Source organism: Sphingopyxis bauzanensis (assembly GCF_002205675.1).
In the GTDB taxonomy this organism is placed as follows: Bacteria; Pseudomonadota; Alphaproteobacteria; order Sphingomonadales; family Sphingomonadaceae; genus Sphingopyxis; species Sphingopyxis bauzanensis.
Map to the genome: position 1 here is coordinate 1 of NZ_NISK01000007.1, position 15,531 is coordinate 15,531.

Below are 15,531 nucleotides of genomic sequence, written 5' to 3' on the forward strand. Positions count from 1 at the left end.
CCGAGGTCATATGGCGCCAACGGTCATGGCCGAGCGCATCGGCGGTCGAGATGGCGACCTTGAACTGGGTCGAATGGTTCAACAACCATCGCCTCTTCGGCCCCATCGGATACATCCCGCCCGCCGAAGCTGAGGCCAATTACTATGCAACCGTTGAGACCCTCGATATGGTCGCATGACTCAAACGAAACAGCCTCCAGAAAACCCGGGGCGCTTCACCTGGTTTCCGTTCAGGTCTGGTGGAAAAGAAAGGGGTGATCACACTAATCGACGGTCCTCCACGACCGAGACGGATTCGATCCATCCCCTTCCGCCCGATCCGGGGTGGCCACCCCGGATCGGGCATCCCTTAATGCCTAAAACCAGCGGAAAAGTCATAAGACAAGACGACCCCATCAGTTCAAAGAAGCAGCTTCGCCAGATCGCCGAGAGGGTGCTGTCAAAGCAAATGCACCTGATTGAAAAGTGAGCGGGCGCGGGTAGGGGATGCGTCATGCCCAGACCTCGCAAACCAGCTAACGTACATCATCACAACTAGCCGGATGATCTCCGGCGACGAGTTGAAATAGCGAAACGGGCTGGTGGGATTCTTGGGTTTGGGCATGGGGATCCCCTACCCGATTACGCAAACCGGTGCATTTGCTCTGACAGTGCCCTTCAAATGGACCGCCGGCCCAAACAAAATTATCGCCGCTGTCAAAAGAGGGCACCAAGCGGTAGATTCTATCCACTATATCCGGCTAAGGGTTCTTGCCGGTCAATTTGAGGAGCGTTCATGTCTGAGGATGCCAGAAAATCTAGGAAAATGGCCAAGCTTTCAAAGGAAATCTGGCTGAAGTCTACACTAGATAAGGTAGGTGATGTAGGTGTCGCTTCTATTGAAGTAGAATCCTTGGCGATGGAGCTAAAAGTAACCAAGGGTAGTTTTTATTGGCATTTTCAGAGCAGGGATTCTCTTCTATCGGAAATGCTCAATTATTGGTATAATTCGGCTACCTTGGCAATTGGCTTGGTCGGAAAACGCGATTTCAACGACCCCCTGGATCGGTTGCGATACTTCTTCACCTTGGCTTTGAACAGAAGCCCGGACGTTCCTGGCGGCCCTATCGAGCAGGCGCTGCGTGAATGGGCACGCGTGTCCGACATTGCTGCGGAAATGACTAGGCGCGTTGATCAGGACCGAATCAGCTTGATATCCGATGCCTATATTGAACTTGGTCAGAGCGAGGACCAGGCACGTCTGACAGCGGAAATGGCTCTCGCCCAGCTAATTGGCCTTAACATACTCATGCGATCGAAAAGCTTGCGGCACCATGCTGAAGGTACCAAAGCATTCCTCGAACTGTTCCTTTCGGCAAAGGTCGGAGAAGGTGTCTGACGTGCTCACCTGGAATGTGACCTGAAATGGGTAGAGTCCCGAGCCGCAAGGAGTCGGACGCATGAAGCGCAGCGGGTTCAGCGAAGAGCAAATTATCGGGATCTTGAAGGAGCAGGAGGCGGCCATGGCGATGGTGGGGGTATGCCGCTGCCACGGGGGCAGCCCTGCGACGTTTTACAAGTGGAAGTGGAAGTTTGGCGGCTTGGAAGTGTCGGAAGCCAAGCGGTTTCGCCCGCTCGAGGATGAGAACGCCAAGCTCAAGATTGTGCAGGGCGGTCGGATTCCCGATTCAGGTTGTCCTTGACCTGACGTGCTCCCCTGAAATGTGACCGCTTTTTGGTAGAGTCTGACGCAAGGTGCACTGCTACTGACCTGCACCCCGATGCTGGACCACTTGGCTGGCGGCCTTCCAGCGTGCGTGCATCAGGGCGGGCCATGTGCCGCTGATGCCAACATGAGCGATATCGGCGGTTTGTTGCCGATCGCGCTGTGCGGTCGTACTTCGTTGTAGTCTCTACGCCAAGCCTCGCATTTTCGGACCGCGTCATCCAGGCTCATGAACCAATGCTGGTTCAGGCATTCCGCCCGGAACTTGCCGTTGAAGGACTCGATAAACGCATTATCCGTTGGCTTGCCAGGCCGCGAGAAGTCGAGCGTCACTCCTTTCATGTAGGCCCACAGATCCAGCTCGCGGGATATAAACTCGCTGCCCTGATCAACCCGGATCGAGGCTGGATAGCCGACCTCGGCACAGACCCGTTCCAGTACTTCCACCACATCCGGAGCGCGGAAGCGGAACCGCGGAACTGATCTTCCCCCGTTTCGGCGGACACACTGGGTTATCCGGTCATGCTCTGCTCGGCTTGCTCGGGGGTTAGATACCCGAGGGCCGAGTGCATGCGGTGCCGGTTGTAATAGCATTCGATGTATCCGAACAGGGCCTGCCGCGCTTCGGCCTGCGTCGCCCATCGGCACTGATGGACAAGTTCGACCTTGAGGGTGTGGAAGAAGGTAACCGACCGGTTGTGGCCGCCTGCCGGGGTGTGGGTTGAGAGCGTAAGAGACGTCCTTAAGGACGCCCATATGGACGTCCTGAACGAGAGTGAGGGACGGCGATGGAGATATTGGGCCGGGAACGGCGTCGTCGATGGACGCAAGCGCAGAAGCTGGAGATTCTCGGTGCTGTGGGGGCGAACGGCGAGCCGTTGGCCCGCGTTGCGCGGCGCTACGATGTGTCGCGAAGCCAGATTTATAATTGGCGCCATCAGTTCAAGAAGAGTGGACTGTTGCCCGCGATGGTTGGGCCGACCTTTTTACCGGTAGGCATCGGCGCTCCCATGCTGGAGGCGGAGCCCGCACTCGAACGCCGCATGGGCTCACCCTCCATTGTCGAGCTGTGCCTGGCGCAGGGCCGGCGCCTTCGCTTTGATAGTGGCATCGCGGCCGCTGCCTTGACCCGGCTCATCCGGTCGGTGGAAGCTGCATGATCGGACCAGGAACCGGCGTTCGGGTCTATCTCGCCTGCGGCGTCACGGACATGCGCAAAGGGATTTCGGGTCTCGCCATGCTCGCCCAGGTCGTGCTGCGGCAGCAAGCAACCAGCGGTGCCGTATTCGCCTTTCGGGGGCGGCGCGGCGACAGGCTGAAGCTGCTTTACTGGGATGGCCAAGGATTTTGCCTCTATTACAAGATCCTCGAGCGGGGCCGTTTTCCTTGGCCCTCTGCGGCCGACGGGACGGCGCGACTGACCTCGGCCCAGCTCGCCATGCTGTGGGAAGGGATCGACTGGAGGCGTCCGAACTGGGGCGCGCCGCCGGCACGCGCGGGGTAGGGTTTTCTACCTGAAAGCGCCTGTTTTTCTGGACTTTCTGGCTGTTTTTCGGTAGCAAAGGTCATGCTGAACGCGGCATCTGATCTTCCCGAAGACCCGCATCTTCTCAAAGCGATGATCGCCGAGCTGCAGGCCGAGAACGCCAAGCTGACGACGACGCTGCACGCCCATGACCTGATCGTTCAAGCGCTCCGTTTGCAGATCGCCAAGCTGAAGAAGCAGGCCTTCGGCAAATCCTCCGAGAAGATCCAACGCGAGATCGAGCAACTCGAGCTCGCGCTCGAAGATGTGCTCGTCTCTGTCGCGCGGCAGGACCTTGTGACGAGCGACCAGGACGATCCGGACGAGGAGCCCGCGACCGCTTGTGCCGACACCAGCTCCAGGCCGCGTCCGTCCCGGCGCCCGCGCGTTGCGGCGGACACGCCGCGCGAACGCCGCGAACTCGATCCCGGCAACACCTGTCCGGATTGCGGGGGCAACCTACGCCTCGTCGGCGAAGACGTGAGCGAGATCCTCGAGTTGATCACGGCAAAGCTCAAGGTCATCGAAGTCGCCCGTCCGAAGAAGTCCTGCCGCTGCTGCGAGAAGATGGTCCAGGCGCCGGCCCCCAGCCGCCCGATCCCCGGCAGCATGGCCGGCGCGAGCCTCCTCGCCTATGTGCTGGTCTCCAAGTTCGACGACCATTTGCCGCTGTACCGCCAGCACGAGATCCTCGCGCGCATGGGCGTCGACATTCCGCGCAGCACGCTTGCCGACTGGTGTGGCCGCTCGATGCGGATCCTGCAGCCCGTGATCGATCGGATCGAGGCGTCGGTCCTGGGCAGCGACATTCTGCACGCCGACGACACACCCATCCGCGTGCTGGCTCCGGAACGCCGCACCAAGGGGATCGGCAAGGGCGTCAAGCAAGGTCGGATCTGGGCATATGTCTGCGATCAGCATCCCTGGGCCGGCGCCGCGCCGCCCGGCGTCGTCTATCGCTATGCGCCCGACTGGAAAGCGGAGCATGTCCAAGACCATCTTCGCAACGCGAGCGGCATTCTCCAGGCCGATGCCTACAAAGGCTATGCGAAGCTCTACCAGCCCGGCGCTGACGGGAACCCGCGCTTCCGGGAAGCCGCCTGCTTTGCCCATTGGCGACGCGATTTCCACGACATCTGGACGTCGCAAAAATCCGGGATCGCGCACGAAGCGCTCGAGCGTATCGGGCAGCTCTATGACATCGAGCGCGAGATCATGGGCAAGCCCGCCGATATCCGCCGTGCCGTGCGCCAGGAACTGAGCAAACCCAAGCTCGAGGCTTTGCATGCCTGGGCCGAGACGCAGCTCACCCGGATCCCGGGCAAAGGGGATCTCGCCACGGCCTTTCGCTACGCCCTGGGGCGCTGGCACGCGTTCAGCCTGTTCCTCGACGATGGCCGCGTCGCCATCGATAACAACGCCGCCGAACGCGCTGTCAGACCCATATGCCTGGGCAAGAAAAACTGGCTATTCGCCGGATCCGAGTCCGGTGCCGAGACTCTCGCGCGTGCCATGACGCTCATCGAAAGTGCCAAGATGAACGGCCTCGATCCCCAAGCCTACATCGCCGATCTGCTCGAGCGCATTCACGACCACAAGATCAACAGAATCGAAGAGTTGCTCCCATGGAACTGGGCGCCGCTGATCACGTCGCGAGCCGCGGCCGCCTGATGGCCACCGTCACCCACGTCTGCACCGTCGACTATGTTGCCAGGTTATTCGACGAGGATCCCGAGTTGCTGGATGCCATTCTCTCGAACAGCGACAACTTGACCTACGGCTCCGTCATCACCGTCCACACTGGCACGGATGAGGCCATCACAGCTCTCACTGACGACGGCATCGACGAACTGACGAACATGCTCAGCGAAGCACGCCTCACAACCACGGCCTGGCACCAGTTCCTCGATGACTTCGTCGATGATCCCGAACTCGCAGCCCGCCTCAAGACCTCGGCATCGCGTTAGCAATCGGACGGTTACCGATCAACGACGCCCTGGATCAGTTCCTGACATGATTACGCCTCGCTTGGCGAGATGGTGAAATCCGGCCGACTGCCCGGGCGGCGTCGAAACAGAAGAGAGAGCGGCGGCGGCCTGATCCCCTTCTATCCGTGACGGGCGAACTGCACGACTGGTTCCTGGCCGAGCCATGGCGGACCGGGCGTGAACTGCTGGACAAGTTGCAGGCCGTCCATCCCGGAGAACATCCCGACGCCCTGCTTCGGACGGTGCAAAGACGCCTGAAGATCTGGCGCGCAGAGCAAGCGCATCAACTGGTGTTCGGCCCAATGGCGCAGACGCCAAGCGTCTCCATGGCGAGCTGACGCTGGAGGGGCGATGGGCGGCTACGCTTCGGCAATATCGCAGGCCTGCGCTTCGCCGCCCATCGCCCCTCCAGCCCAAATATGCTACGGGAGCATTTACCTGAGGCAACTGAAGGTAACTTCGGGAGCATGAATGAATGAGGCAATACGTGTTCTCACCTTGATTGTCGCGCAGCATCGGTTGGCACTCCGGCGCGCTTGCCGCTGTTCACCTCCGCCTTCTTCACCCGTCCAGCATCATGCGCACCGCACGCTGGCGCACCTCAGGTGCAAACTTGTTCGTTGTCTTGCTCATAACAGGCCCTTTCTCTCAGGAGTTGGGGCCTCCGGCAGTCTCGGGGCGCTTCACTTCATATTCGACGGCGTATACGACCATGCCTTCGACAAACGATTTTAACCGGTGCAACTGAGGCCGAGCCAGCAAACCCAAGCATACACCGCTACGATCGCGACATCATCGATCGGAGAAAGATGCAAAAACCCCTCTTGACGGTCACGCTATTTAGTCGACCGTTACAAGTCCACGTTATTTTACCAGGTCCTTGGATATGACCTCGCGCTGGATTTCGGAGGCGCCGCCGAAAATAGTGCCCGCCAAACCGTTCAGATGCCTACCGACTATTGCCCAACCGTGTTCTGGCACGGGAGCCTCATTGGAAACTGCGAATGCTGGACCATCGAATGCCAAATCAGGCAGCGCATGGGGCCCAAGGGCTTCCACCGAAGCTTTTTCGATCTCTTGGAGAAGCTCAGAGGCGAGCGTCTTGATGAGCGAAGCTGACGTGCCGAGACGTTCTCCGGTCTGTCGCTTTGCGACTAGCCGCATGTCTAGCGCTTCGAGCGCCATCACTCGCGCCTCCAGTTCGCCCAATCGAAATTGCCTATCTTTTTCGTCAATCAGGCGACTGCCATGGGAATCGCCGACTTCGTTCCGCAGGACATTCTTGAATCGCTCAAGCGCCACGCGCGATCGAACGGATGGCGCGCCGCCGCCTCGTTCGAATTCAAGCAGGTACTTGGCCTGGTTCCAGCCTTTTCCTTCTTCACCAACGAGGTTTTCGACCGGCACGCGAACGTCGTCGAAGAACACCTGGTTAACTTCATGATCGCCGCCAAGAGTAATGATCGGTCGAACCGAAACACCCGGTGATTTCATGTCGATGAGGAGAAAGCTGATCCCTTGCTGCTGCCGTTCCTCCGGCGACGTGCGCGCGAGCACGAAGATCATGTTCGCGAAATGCGCATGGGTCGTCCAGATCTTTTCACCGGTGACGATGTAATGATCGCCATCCCGCACGGCCTTCGTCTTCAGGCTGGAAAGGTCAGAGCCGGCGCCAGGCTCGGAAAAGCCCTGGCACCAGTAGTCTTCGCCGGATCGAATGCGAGGTAGATAGAACTCCTTCTGCCAGGGTGAACCGAACTCGCAGATGACTGGTCCGACGAGATTGATTCCCATGGGCGCGACGGCAGGAGCGCCACAGAGTGATGCCTCGCTCTCATAGATATATCGCTGCATGGGAGACCAGCCACATCCGCCGTATTCCCGAGGCCAGGCATGGGTAATCCAGCCCTTCCGGAATAGCGCCTGATGCCATTCTTTTGACCAGGGGGGATCGACGAATACGCCGGTGGATAACCGACTCGCGCGACGGACGTCCGCCGACAGATGCTCCTCAAGGAAGGATAACACTTCCCGACGGAATTCGAGATCCTCTGGGGCTAGATCAATATCCAAGTTTACCTAACCTTCCATGTTTCAGCCATGCCCCCGCAGAAAACGTGACAAAGCGCTTCGAACCAATAGTGGTCAACCGACGTTGCCGCTAAATTGCGCGATTTCTCCAGTGATACCAAGGTGCCGGGATGCCGATGCACCACACCTTGAAATATCCGGCTACGTTCCCGGTTTAACCGGAATGCGATGAGCCATACCCATCCTATCCTAGCATAAGACAGACCGGCAATAGCCACCGCCTTAGCCTTACCTAATTAATATAACGCGTATCAAAATTTAAGTCAATCACGGGCTCTAAACTGAATTTGCGACAATTCGTCAGCCCACACGGGCCGACGTTTTGCAATAAAGGCGTCTACGGCCTCAATGTGATCGGCTGTGTGATGGGCCAAGGCCTGATAAGCAGCTGATAGTTCCAAAAGGGGGCCTAACTTCATGTCCTGACCTTCTCGCAGAAGCCGTTTCGCCAAACGTGTCGAATGGCCGGGGTTCGCTGCGATTCGGTCGGCGATATCCAGGGCTCGATCGAGACAGGTCTCGGGCTCCACCACCTCGGTCACCAGTCCGAATTCAAGCGCGGTTGCCGCATCAATCGCGTCCCCGGTCAATGTCATGATGCTGGCGCGCGCCATTCCCACTATGCGCGGCAGGAGCCAGGCACCACCATCTCCCGGGATAATTCCCAGTTTGACGAAACTCTCTGCGAATGCTGCAGTTTTCGAGGCTATTCGGACGTCACACATACAGGCGAGATCAAGTCCGGCGCCAATCGCCGGTCCGTTGACCGCCGCAACCACGGGAACTTCGAGTTCGTACAGGGAAAAGGGAATCTTTTGAATGCCAAGCCGATAGTGATTTCGCTGTTCATACGGATTGCCTGCAAACATTCCCTGCCTGGCCGCCATATCCTTAACATTTCCACCGGCACAAAAAGCGGATCCTGCGCCGGTCAGGACGATCGCTCTGACAGTATGATCTTCGGTCATTTCGCGGCAAAATTCCTCAATTTCCCTGCTATCATCGCGCGTGGAAATGGCGTTGCGTTGCTCAGGCCTGTTGAGGGTTGCAATAGCCACCGGCCCTTCGCGAGAAACCTTTAGGAATGAGCTCATTTCAAATTATACTCCGTGTTGGACTTTTGGCCGGAATGGGTGTTTAGTCAAACCGCTGCTATATCCGCAACCCCAATCGGTACGGATGCAATGATCGGTGAACCAGGCGTGCCACACGCTTTCGGGGAGTGTGCCTCATACATGTTCAGTTCCTTTTCTCTTTCCGACATTCCGGGAGCGGATGAGGAATTCCGCTCGCGCGCGCGCGATCTTGCGGCAAGTGCGGTGGCGAATATGCCTATGGACCGTCGCGCACGATCATGGATGGGTTTCGATGCCGAATTCAGCCGCCGTTTAGGCCAGGCCGGTCTTATCGGACTGATGCTGCCAGAAGAGTATGGCGGGGCGGGGCGAGGCCCATTCTCGCGCTTCGTGGTCGTGGAAGAATTGCTTTCGGCGGGCGCGCCGGTCTCGGCCCACTGGATTGCTGAACGTCAGAGCGCGCCCCTGCTTCTAAAGTTCGGCACCGAGACCCAACGCCACAAGTATGTTCCCGGGATTTGCCGCGGCGAAATATTTTTCTGCATCGGTATGAGCGAACCAAACGCGGGTTCCGACCTGGCAAGTGTCAGGACCAGGGCCGAACCGATCGACAACGGCTGGCTCCTCAATGGCCAGAAAATCTGGACCACCAACGCTTTACATTCGGATTACATGATCGCTCTGGTCCGCACTTCCGGCACGCCGGAAGATCGGCACAAGGGCCTTTCCCAATTGATAGTGGACCTGCGCTTACCGGGCGTGGAAATCAGGCCGATAAGGGATCTCGCTGGAGACGAACATTTCGCGGAGGTTTTCTTCGATAACGTGGAACTCGATACTTCCGCGCTGATCGGTGAAGAAGGAAAGGGCTGGCAACAGGTAGCCGCAGAGCTCGCCTTTGAAAGAAGCGGTCCTGAACGGATTTACTCGTCTCTGGTGTTGCTGGACGGCTGGCGACAGCACTTGCGGAATTCTGGGCGATCCGACGAAACGACCGCACGCACCTTGGGATCGCTGGTCGCGCGATTCAGCAGTTTACGCGCTATGTCGCTCGCTTGCACTGCGCAGCTGGCTTTAGGCGAAAGTCCTGTCGTCGAAGCCTCGATGGTCAAGGATCTCGGCACAGCGTTCGAGCAAGACATACCCCGCATCGTGGGCGATGACCTAGCGTCCCATCCCGAGGAAGACGTCGATCAGGATCTGTACAAGACATTGGCTTACATCGAGATGATCTGTCCGAGCTTTTCTCTAAGAGGAGGAACGCGGGAGATTCTCAGAGGCATCATCGCTCGCGGAATGGGGTTGCGATAATGGACGAAATCGGCCTTCTTGAACCGTTTGACCGGATGCTTGCCGATCTGTTCAGCAGCGCGACCCTGCGGCAAATCGGACGGGGTGAGCTGGATCCAGAAATTTGGATTACTCTGGAATCTTCGGGTTTCCTTGATGCACTAGTGTGCGAAGAGAGCGGCGGGGCGAATCTGTCTTTTGCCACTGTCCTGCCTCTCTTCTTGGCGCTGGGACGAAGAGCGGTTCCGCTCCCGGTCGGCGAGACCATCTTGGCCCGCGCCTTGCTGGCGCAAGCGGGAAGCGATTATCGCCTCGGGCCAATCGTGCTCGGCGTTCCATCATTGATACTCCCAGGTGCGGAACACGCAAATTTTGTTCTGACGGAGGATTCGCGCGGAGTGAAACTACAACGTCTGGATGGCGTCGAAACGGTCGGCGCTTCCCGCGATCCGCTTTCGAGGAAAGAGCCAGCCATCGGGATGGAAGAAGGCCGCGTGACAAAGACCGCCCCGGCTGCCGCAGTGCTGTATGCCGCCTTGATTGTCGGCGCGAGCGAGGCAGTTCTGGAAATGTGTGTGGACTACTCCCTCCAGCGTACCCAATTTGGGAAACCGATAGCGCGCCAACAGGTGCTTCAGCAGAATCTTGCGCTTGCTAGCGAACATGTAGTCGCCGCGCGAATGGCCTGCGAGACGGCAGTCCGGCATAGCAGTTGGCCAAGTCCCCTGGCAGCTGCAAGCGCCAAATTGATCGCCTCGCGTGCGGCACCGGTCGTTGCCGGGATCGCTCACGGCCTGCACGGGGCAATTGGAATCAGCGGCGAACACGATCTCAATCTTCTTATTCGACGAATCCATGCCTCGCGCCTGGCGGGCGGAGCCGAGAATTACTGGGCGGGCCTGATCGGTCGCGAAATACTGGCTGATCCTAGATCCACGCTCGATCTCGTTCGCGAAGAGATGTTTTCGTAGAGTCTGAATTCAGAATCATTGGTGATGATTTTATGAGCTTGCGAGTCTGCGGGTGATGAGCTGGATCAAGGCGAGGTAGAGCCACGCCGCGGCGCTTCCTGCCCTTGATCTTCTTGCCCGCATCAGAGCCGCCCCGCGGCTCAGGACGTTGAAAGCTTGGCTAGTCGCAGAGCGTGCTCTCGCTTGTTGCCGTACATCTCTTGCAAAGCGAGTCCGCGCTTGTAGTGGTGTGAGAGTTCATATTCGTCCGTCAATCCGATGCCCCCGTGAAGTTGGATTGACTGCTTGCCAATGAAGTCAAAGGCTTTTGCGACCGTTACCTTGGCGGCGGAAACGAGCTTGGCAGCGTGATGTGTTCCCGCCGGAAAGATGCACAGCCCGGCAACTACACTTCGTGCCAATTCGTAATGCATGAGCATTTCGGCCAGACGGTGGCGGACTACCTGATTTCCGGTGAGCGGACGCCCAAACTGAACACGACTGTTCGTGTACTCGGTCGTCAGTTCGAACATCCGCCTCAAAATCCCCAGGCTTTCGGCGACAGCTGCGCGGGCACCCCGGTCATGCATGCCTTCAATAGCGCGGACAGCACCTGCGCCACTGGCGACCATCGCTGCGGATGTTAATCTGGTGTTTTCGAATTCAAAGTCCGCCGCCAAGGTCCCATCGATGAGCCTGTACGTCCTGGTTGAAATCCCTTCGGTTCCTGCCGGCACAAGCAATAGTATCAAACCATTCTCAGCGTCCTCATTCGCCAGAAGGGCGCTAACCAGGAGAAAGTCTGCCTCTGGATAGGAAACGACGTGCTTGGTGCCCCATAGTGTAATGTTTCCGCCATCGATCTTCGCTCGGCACGCGATTGCGGCAGCGTCGAACCGCCTGGCACCTTCTGAGAGCGCAACGCCGACGGTTTTGGTTCCTGCCTGCATCTCGGCAGCCAGGGTTCGCGCCCGACCCTCGTCGTCGAATTCCTGGAGGGCTACCGCAGGTATGACAATGTTTTCCGAAAATGGCTCAACGGCCAGCCGGTAACCCAATTCTTCCTGTATGATAGCGATTTCCGCTGCTGTTCCGCCAAGACCGCCCAAACCATCAGGGATTGGCAAGGACAACACGCCCAGATCCGCCAGCGCTGACCAGTTTTCCGGATCGTATCCGCGGCGCTGCTCCAGAAACTGCTGTCTGTGCGCAACGGAATACCGGTCATCAAGAAACCTTGCGATGGTTTCACGGTACATCGCCTGCTCTTCGGTAGGGTTGAAATGCATAATAATCCCAAAAAGAGTTTCGTGTATAAATTTGATGCCGCGCTTTGATTGCGTTGGCAAGAGATTTAGCAAGTTTAGGTCCTTATCACTCTGTCACGAGAGGCGAATCGCCGAACGATCCGGCGCGATCTGAGTGCTCGGAGTCTGCCAGAAATGGCTGAATTCCGTGCCTTGATGGCAGCGTCGCGAAAGAGTGCAGGGAAATCGCAGGTCACTGCCCGCTTCGCCATGCGTCAAAAGTATAACAGTGCGTATATAGTGTTGCAATCCAGTTCTGTGGCTGTTATCTGGCGGGCAATCAGAGCGTCCGGGATTCATGCCGCGCTGAGGGAGATGGAGAGGAAATGAAAGCCCTAGAGCCGATCTCGATCGCCGGTGTCGAAATCCCGAACAGGGTGGTGCGAACCGCTCACAGCACGCATTTTGGTAGCGGCGGAATTGTCCCCAGCCTTATAGACTATCATGTCGAACGTGCGCGTGGCGGCGTTGGTCTGACGATTCTCGAAATCGCAGGGGTGCATCCCACCTGCCCGTCTTCGATCTGCAACTTCGACGATTCGGTAATCGAAGGGTACGAACAATTGATGCGGGCCATCCGGCCCCACGGCATGCGGGTGTTCCAGCAATTATGGCACGCGGGACATAACGGGGTCCCAATTGACGGGAGCCCCCCATGGTCTTCCTGCGATCTTCCAAGCCCGGTACTCGGGATAGTGCCCATCACGATGAGCCAGTCCCAGATCCGGGAGATGGTAGAGGCTTTCGCTGCTGCTGCGGAGCGCTGTCAGAGGGGCGGGGTCGACGGGGTGGAGCTGCATGGCTCGCATGGTTACCTGCCCCAGCAATTCATGTCCGCCATGCTCAATCGGCGAGAGGACGAATATGGCGGCAGCTTCGAGAACCGGATGCGCTTCACCGTGGAAGTGCTGGCGGCAATTCGCGAGCGGGTCGGCCCCGGCTACCCCGTGGGCATTCGCCTCAGCCCCGAAATCGTCGAAGGCGGAATGACGCCCGAGGAAACGGCCCGCGCGGCCAGCTATCTCGAGGAACGGGGGCTGATCGATTTTCTCGACGTATCGATGGGCGGGTATTTCGCCTTTCCCAAGATGATCGGCGGAATGTTCGAGCCGGCGGGTTACGAGCTGGCGACCAGTGCGCCCGTGACCGCGGCGGTAAAGGTTCCACGGATCGTTACAGGCAGGTTTCGCACGCTTGAGGAGGTCAGTCAGGTCATTGCCGAGGGGACGGCGGACCTGGTCGGCATGACCCGCGCGCACATTGCCGATGCCGCGATCGTCCGCAAAACGCGAGAGGGGAGGGAGGCAGAAATCCGCCCCTGCATTGGCTGCAATCAAGGTTGCGTCGGAATGCTGCTCGGTCCGGAACGGCGTATGGGGTGCACGGTCAATCCCTATATCGGGCGGGAAGGCGAAGTGAGCGACGATCGCCTGCCGCCCGCAGATGCAAAACGAACGGTACTGGTCATAGGAGGCGGGCCGGCAGGGATGGAGGCGTCACGGGTTTCCCGGCTGCGGGGACACAACGTCATTCTCGCCGAAGCAGCCCCCCAACTTGGCGGCCAGGTGAGGATCGCGGCGCTGGCTCCCCGGCATCAAGGGATCGGCGATTACACTCTTTGGCAGGAGGCGGAAATCTATCGCCTGGGCGTCGATGTGCGGCTCAGCACATATCTGGATGGGGGCGATACCGACGCTTTCGGAGCGGACCGGATCATCATTGCCACCGGTTCCAGTCCGCGGGTGGACGGGGTCCAGATGGCTATTCCCGCCCGCCCCATGAAAGGCATCGAACATCCCGATGCAATATCATCGATCGACTTTTTTTCCGGTCGGCATAATTCCTGCCCTGCAAGTGCGATAGTGGTCGACGACGTCGGGCATTACGAGGGCATTGCGGTCGCCGAAGCGCTCATCGAGCGTGGCTCGGATGTCACTTTCGTCACCCGTCACAAGTCCTTCGCCCACCTGCTCGAATCGGCGTTGCAGCCAGAGCCGGCGCTGCAGCGTCTCAACCGCGGGAGCTTTCGCCTGCACCTGCGCTCGCACGTGGATTCGTTCAACGGGTCCGAGGCAGTCATAAGCGATCTGAACGGCGGAGGCACAAGCACCGTCCGGGCAGATTGGGCAGTTATGGTCAGTCATAACCGGCCTGCGATCGAGCCATTTGCCGATCTTCTGGGGACCAGATCCGACATCGCAATTGTCGGGGATGCCAACAGCCCACGCTTTCTTCTCCGCGCGATCGCCGAGGGGAACCGGGCAGGCTGTATGGCATGATAGAGTTCGTATTGAGAGCCGAGAGTGCAGTTGCTGCTAGATAAATTGATGGAAAGAGGACGACCATGACTTCTACGGTACAAGATGCGGATCCCGCCCAGTTGGATTTTGCCAATCCGCAGGTGATGGAGTGTCCCTATCCCATCTACGAGAGCTTGCGTGAAAAAGCGCCGGTTTACTTCGCGGAGAAGTTGGGATTCTGGCTCATTACCCGCTACGACGATTGCCTGAATGCCATCCGCGATCCGCAAGTATTTTCGAGCAAGATGGGTTTTCGGCCCGGCTCGGTTCCCGATGAGGTAATGCGGATTTACAACGAAGAAGGCTTTGGGGATCTTCCCGATACCTTGGTCAGCAACGATCCGCCATCGCACACGCGTTATCGCAAGCTGGTCGACCGCGCTTTTACCGCCGGTCGCGTGCGTCAGATGGAAGATTACATGGTGGTGGTCGTCAGGGAATTGATCGACGCCTTTATCGAGAAGGGTCGCCTCTCGGTCATGCAGGACTTCGCTGTCCCCGTTCCCATGTATGTGATTGCGGACCAGCTGGGCGTGCCGCGCAGCCACCGGGACAGGTTCAAGGAATGGTCGGATTCGGCGGTTGCCCCGCTCGGCCTGCTTTTGTCTGACGAGAGAAAAATCGAATGCGCCAAAAGTGCAGTCGAAATGCAACATTACTTCGTTGAGGTCTTTGCCGATCGCCGGGCAAATCCGCGCGACGACATGATTTCGGATCTGGTCACCAAGGAAATCGACGGAGCTCCGTTGAGCATCCCGGAACTCCTGTCGATCCTCAATCAGCTTCTCGTCGCCGGCAATGAGACCACGACCAGCGCAATCGCTGCGTCCATAGTGCGCCTGGCCAACGACCCCGAACTGGTCGAACTCCTCGCCAAAGAACCGGGCAAATGCGACAATTTCGCAGAAGAAATTCTGCGTCACGAGTCTCCCGTCCAGGGACTGTTCCGGATGACGACTGCGGATGTCGAGGTCGCCGGCGTTACCATTCCCAAAGGCAGCCTTGTAAACCTTCGCTATGGCTCGGCGAACCGCGACGAGCGAAAGTATGAATGCCCCGAAGCATTCAACGTGGCTCGCGCGAACGCGTCATCCCATCTAGCATTCGGGGCCGGCATCCACCACTGCATCGGCGCTCAGCTGGCGCGTCGCGAAATCGCGATCGCCGTGCGGGAACTGACGGCCCGGCTGAAGGACATCCGCCTGGTCGAGGCGGACAAGATTTCGCATGCGCCGAGCGTGATCCTGCGGGCTCTCAATGAATTCGAGATCGAATTCTCGAAGCGGTGAGATCCCAGGT

Annotated in this window: 13 protein-coding genes and 5 pseudogenes; 12 read left to right on the forward strand and 6 right to left on the reverse strand. The window is 58.6% G+C overall.

Translation table 11 applies throughout. The features are described from left to right. From CDQ92_RS20970 to CDQ92_RS19495, 3 genes and pseudogenes are all read left to right on the forward strand, one after another. Positions 1-179 (forward strand): annotated as a pseudogene (locus tag CDQ92_RS20970) (IS3 family transposase); the annotation flags it as partial. Positions 180-775: 596 nt separating this feature from the next. Then, positions 776-1,378 (forward strand): TetR/AcrR family transcriptional regulator, encoded by a 603-nt coding sequence (locus CDQ92_RS19490; protein WP_088443934.1) that lies wholly within the window; start codon positions 776-778, stop codon positions 1,376-1,378. Positions 1,379-1,439: 61 nt separating this feature from the next. Then, positions 1,440-1,640: pseudogene (locus tag CDQ92_RS19495) on the forward strand (transposase); the annotation flags it as partial. A gap of 161 nt (positions 1,641-1,801) precedes the next feature. Here the strand turns inward: CDQ92_RS19495 and CDQ92_RS19500 are convergent. Then, a pseudogene (locus tag CDQ92_RS19500) lies at positions 1,802-2,182 on the reverse strand (integrase core domain-containing protein); the annotation flags it as partial. A gap of 35 nt (positions 2,183-2,217) precedes the next feature. Continuing rightward, positions 2,218-2,391 (reverse strand): annotated as a pseudogene (locus CDQ92_RS19505) (IS3 family transposase); the annotation flags it as partial. Positions 2,392-2,493: 102 nt separating this feature from the next. Here CDQ92_RS19505 and tnpA point away from each other — a divergent pair. The 5 genes from tnpA to CDQ92_RS20985 all read left to right on the forward strand — a co-directional run bounded on the left by tnpA (position 2,494) and on the right by CDQ92_RS20985 (position 5,556). Beyond that, the gene (gene tnpA / locus CDQ92_RS19510) at positions 2,494-2,865 is read left to right on the forward strand and encodes an IS66-like element accessory protein TnpA (RefSeq protein ID WP_088443936.1); all 372 of its coding nucleotides are present in this window, start codon (positions 2,494-2,496) and stop codon (positions 2,863-2,865) included. Further along, positions 2,862-3,209, forward strand: coding sequence for an IS66 family insertion sequence element accessory protein TnpB (tnpB, locus tag CDQ92_RS19515; RefSeq protein WP_088443938.1), 348 nt, complete (start codon positions 2,862-2,864; stop codon positions 3,207-3,209). Before tnpA ends, tnpB begins: the two co-directional genes overlap by 4 nt. A gap of 63 nt (positions 3,210-3,272) precedes the next feature. Further along, positions 3,273-4,901, forward strand: a complete 1,629-nt coding sequence (tnpC, locus tag CDQ92_RS19520) for an IS66 family transposase (RefSeq protein ID WP_088443940.1) — start codon at positions 3,273-3,275, stop codon at positions 4,899-4,901. Then, a complete protein-coding gene (locus CDQ92_RS19525) occupies positions 4,856-5,197 on the forward strand; it encodes a hypothetical protein (protein ID WP_229667588.1) in 342 nt (113 codons plus the stop codon). Before tnpC ends, CDQ92_RS19525 begins: the two co-directional genes overlap by 46 nt. Positions 5,198-5,343: 146 nt before the next feature. After that, positions 5,344-5,556: a hypothetical protein gene (locus CDQ92_RS20985; protein ID WP_144035838.1), complete on the forward strand. Its 213-nt coding sequence runs from the start codon at positions 5,344-5,346 to the stop codon at positions 5,554-5,556. 158 nt (positions 5,557-5,714) lie between these two features. Here the strand turns inward: CDQ92_RS20985 and CDQ92_RS20990 are convergent. From CDQ92_RS20990 to CDQ92_RS19535, 3 genes and pseudogenes are all read right to left on the reverse strand, one after another. After that, positions 5,715-5,851 (reverse strand): annotated as a pseudogene (locus CDQ92_RS20990) (IS3 family transposase); the annotation flags it as partial. Positions 5,852-6,082: 231 nt separating this feature from the next. After that, positions 6,083-7,291 (reverse strand): acyl-CoA dehydrogenase family protein, encoded by a 1,209-nt coding sequence (locus tag CDQ92_RS19530; RefSeq protein WP_088443942.1) that lies wholly within the window; start codon positions 7,289-7,291, stop codon positions 6,083-6,085. A gap of 281 nt (positions 7,292-7,572) precedes the next feature. Further along, positions 7,573-8,403, reverse strand: a complete 831-nt coding sequence (locus tag CDQ92_RS19535) for a crotonase/enoyl-CoA hydratase family protein (protein ID WP_088443944.1) — start codon at positions 8,401-8,403, stop codon at positions 7,573-7,575. Between the two features lie 141 nt (positions 8,404-8,544). Between CDQ92_RS19535 and CDQ92_RS19540 the strand changes: the two genes are divergently transcribed. Next, positions 8,545-9,696, forward strand: coding sequence for an acyl-CoA dehydrogenase family protein (locus CDQ92_RS19540; protein ID WP_088443946.1), 1,152 nt, complete (start codon positions 8,545-8,547; stop codon positions 9,694-9,696). Beyond that, complete coding sequence (locus CDQ92_RS19545) at positions 9,696-10,646, forward strand: acyl-CoA dehydrogenase family protein (RefSeq protein WP_088443948.1); 951 nt, start codon at positions 9,696-9,698, stop codon at positions 10,644-10,646. The genes CDQ92_RS19540 and CDQ92_RS19545 overlap by 1 nt, the downstream gene beginning before the upstream one ends. Positions 10,647-10,786: 140 nt before the next feature. Here CDQ92_RS19545 and CDQ92_RS19550 read toward each other — a convergent pair whose 3' ends face one another. Further along, positions 10,787-11,986, reverse strand: coding sequence for an acyl-CoA dehydrogenase family protein (locus CDQ92_RS19550; RefSeq protein WP_144035839.1), 1,200 nt, complete (start codon positions 11,984-11,986; stop codon positions 10,787-10,789). Positions 11,987-12,258: 272 nt separating this feature from the next. Between CDQ92_RS19550 and CDQ92_RS19555 the strand changes: the two genes are divergently transcribed. Both CDQ92_RS19555 and CDQ92_RS19560 read left to right on the forward strand, forming a co-directional pair. Next, the gene (locus CDQ92_RS19555; RefSeq protein WP_088443953.1) at positions 12,259-14,211 is read left to right on the forward strand and encodes an oxidoreductase; all 1,953 of its coding nucleotides are present in this window, start codon (positions 12,259-12,261) and stop codon (positions 14,209-14,211) included. A gap of 65 nt (positions 14,212-14,276) precedes the next feature. Then, positions 14,277-15,521 carry a cytochrome P450 gene (locus CDQ92_RS19560; RefSeq protein ID WP_088443955.1) on the forward strand — a complete coding sequence of 415 codons (1,245 nt, stop codon included), beginning with the start codon at positions 14,277-14,279 and terminating at the stop codon, positions 15,519-15,521. Positions 15,522-15,531 lie beyond the last annotated feature (10 nt).

Coding starts and splice junctions, on each gene's coding strand:
- CDQ92_RS19535 (WP_088443944.1), bottom strand. CDS start 8,403: ATGAGCTCATTCCTAAAGGTTTCTCGCGAAGGGCCGGTGGCTATTGCA.
- CDQ92_RS19490 (WP_088443934.1), top strand. CDS start 776: ATGTCTGAGGATGCCAGAAAATCTAGGAAAATGGCCAAGCTTTCAAAG.
- tnpC (WP_088443940.1), top strand. CDS start 3,273: ATGCTGAACGCGGCATCTGATCTTCCCGAAGACCCGCATCTTCTCAAA.
- CDQ92_RS19540 (WP_088443946.1), top strand. CDS start 8,545: ATGTTCAGTTCCTTTTCTCTTTCCGACATTCCGGGAGCGGATGAGGAA.
- tnpA (WP_088443936.1), top strand. CDS start 2,494: ATGGAGATATTGGGCCGGGAACGGCGTCGTCGATGGACGCAAGCGCAG.
- CDQ92_RS19525 (WP_229667588.1), top strand. CDS start 4,856: ATGGAACTGGGCGCCGCTGATCACGTCGCGAGCCGCGGCCGCCTGATG.
- CDQ92_RS19555 (WP_088443953.1), top strand. CDS start 12,259: ATGAAAGCCCTAGAGCCGATCTCGATCGCCGGTGTCGAAATCCCGAAC.
- CDQ92_RS19560 (WP_088443955.1), top strand. CDS start 14,277: ATGACTTCTACGGTACAAGATGCGGATCCCGCCCAGTTGGATTTTGCC.
- CDQ92_RS19545 (WP_088443948.1), top strand. CDS start 9,696: ATGGACGAAATCGGCCTTCTTGAACCGTTTGACCGGATGCTTGCCGAT.
- tnpB (WP_088443938.1), top strand. CDS start 2,862: ATGATCGGACCAGGAACCGGCGTTCGGGTCTATCTCGCCTGCGGCGTC.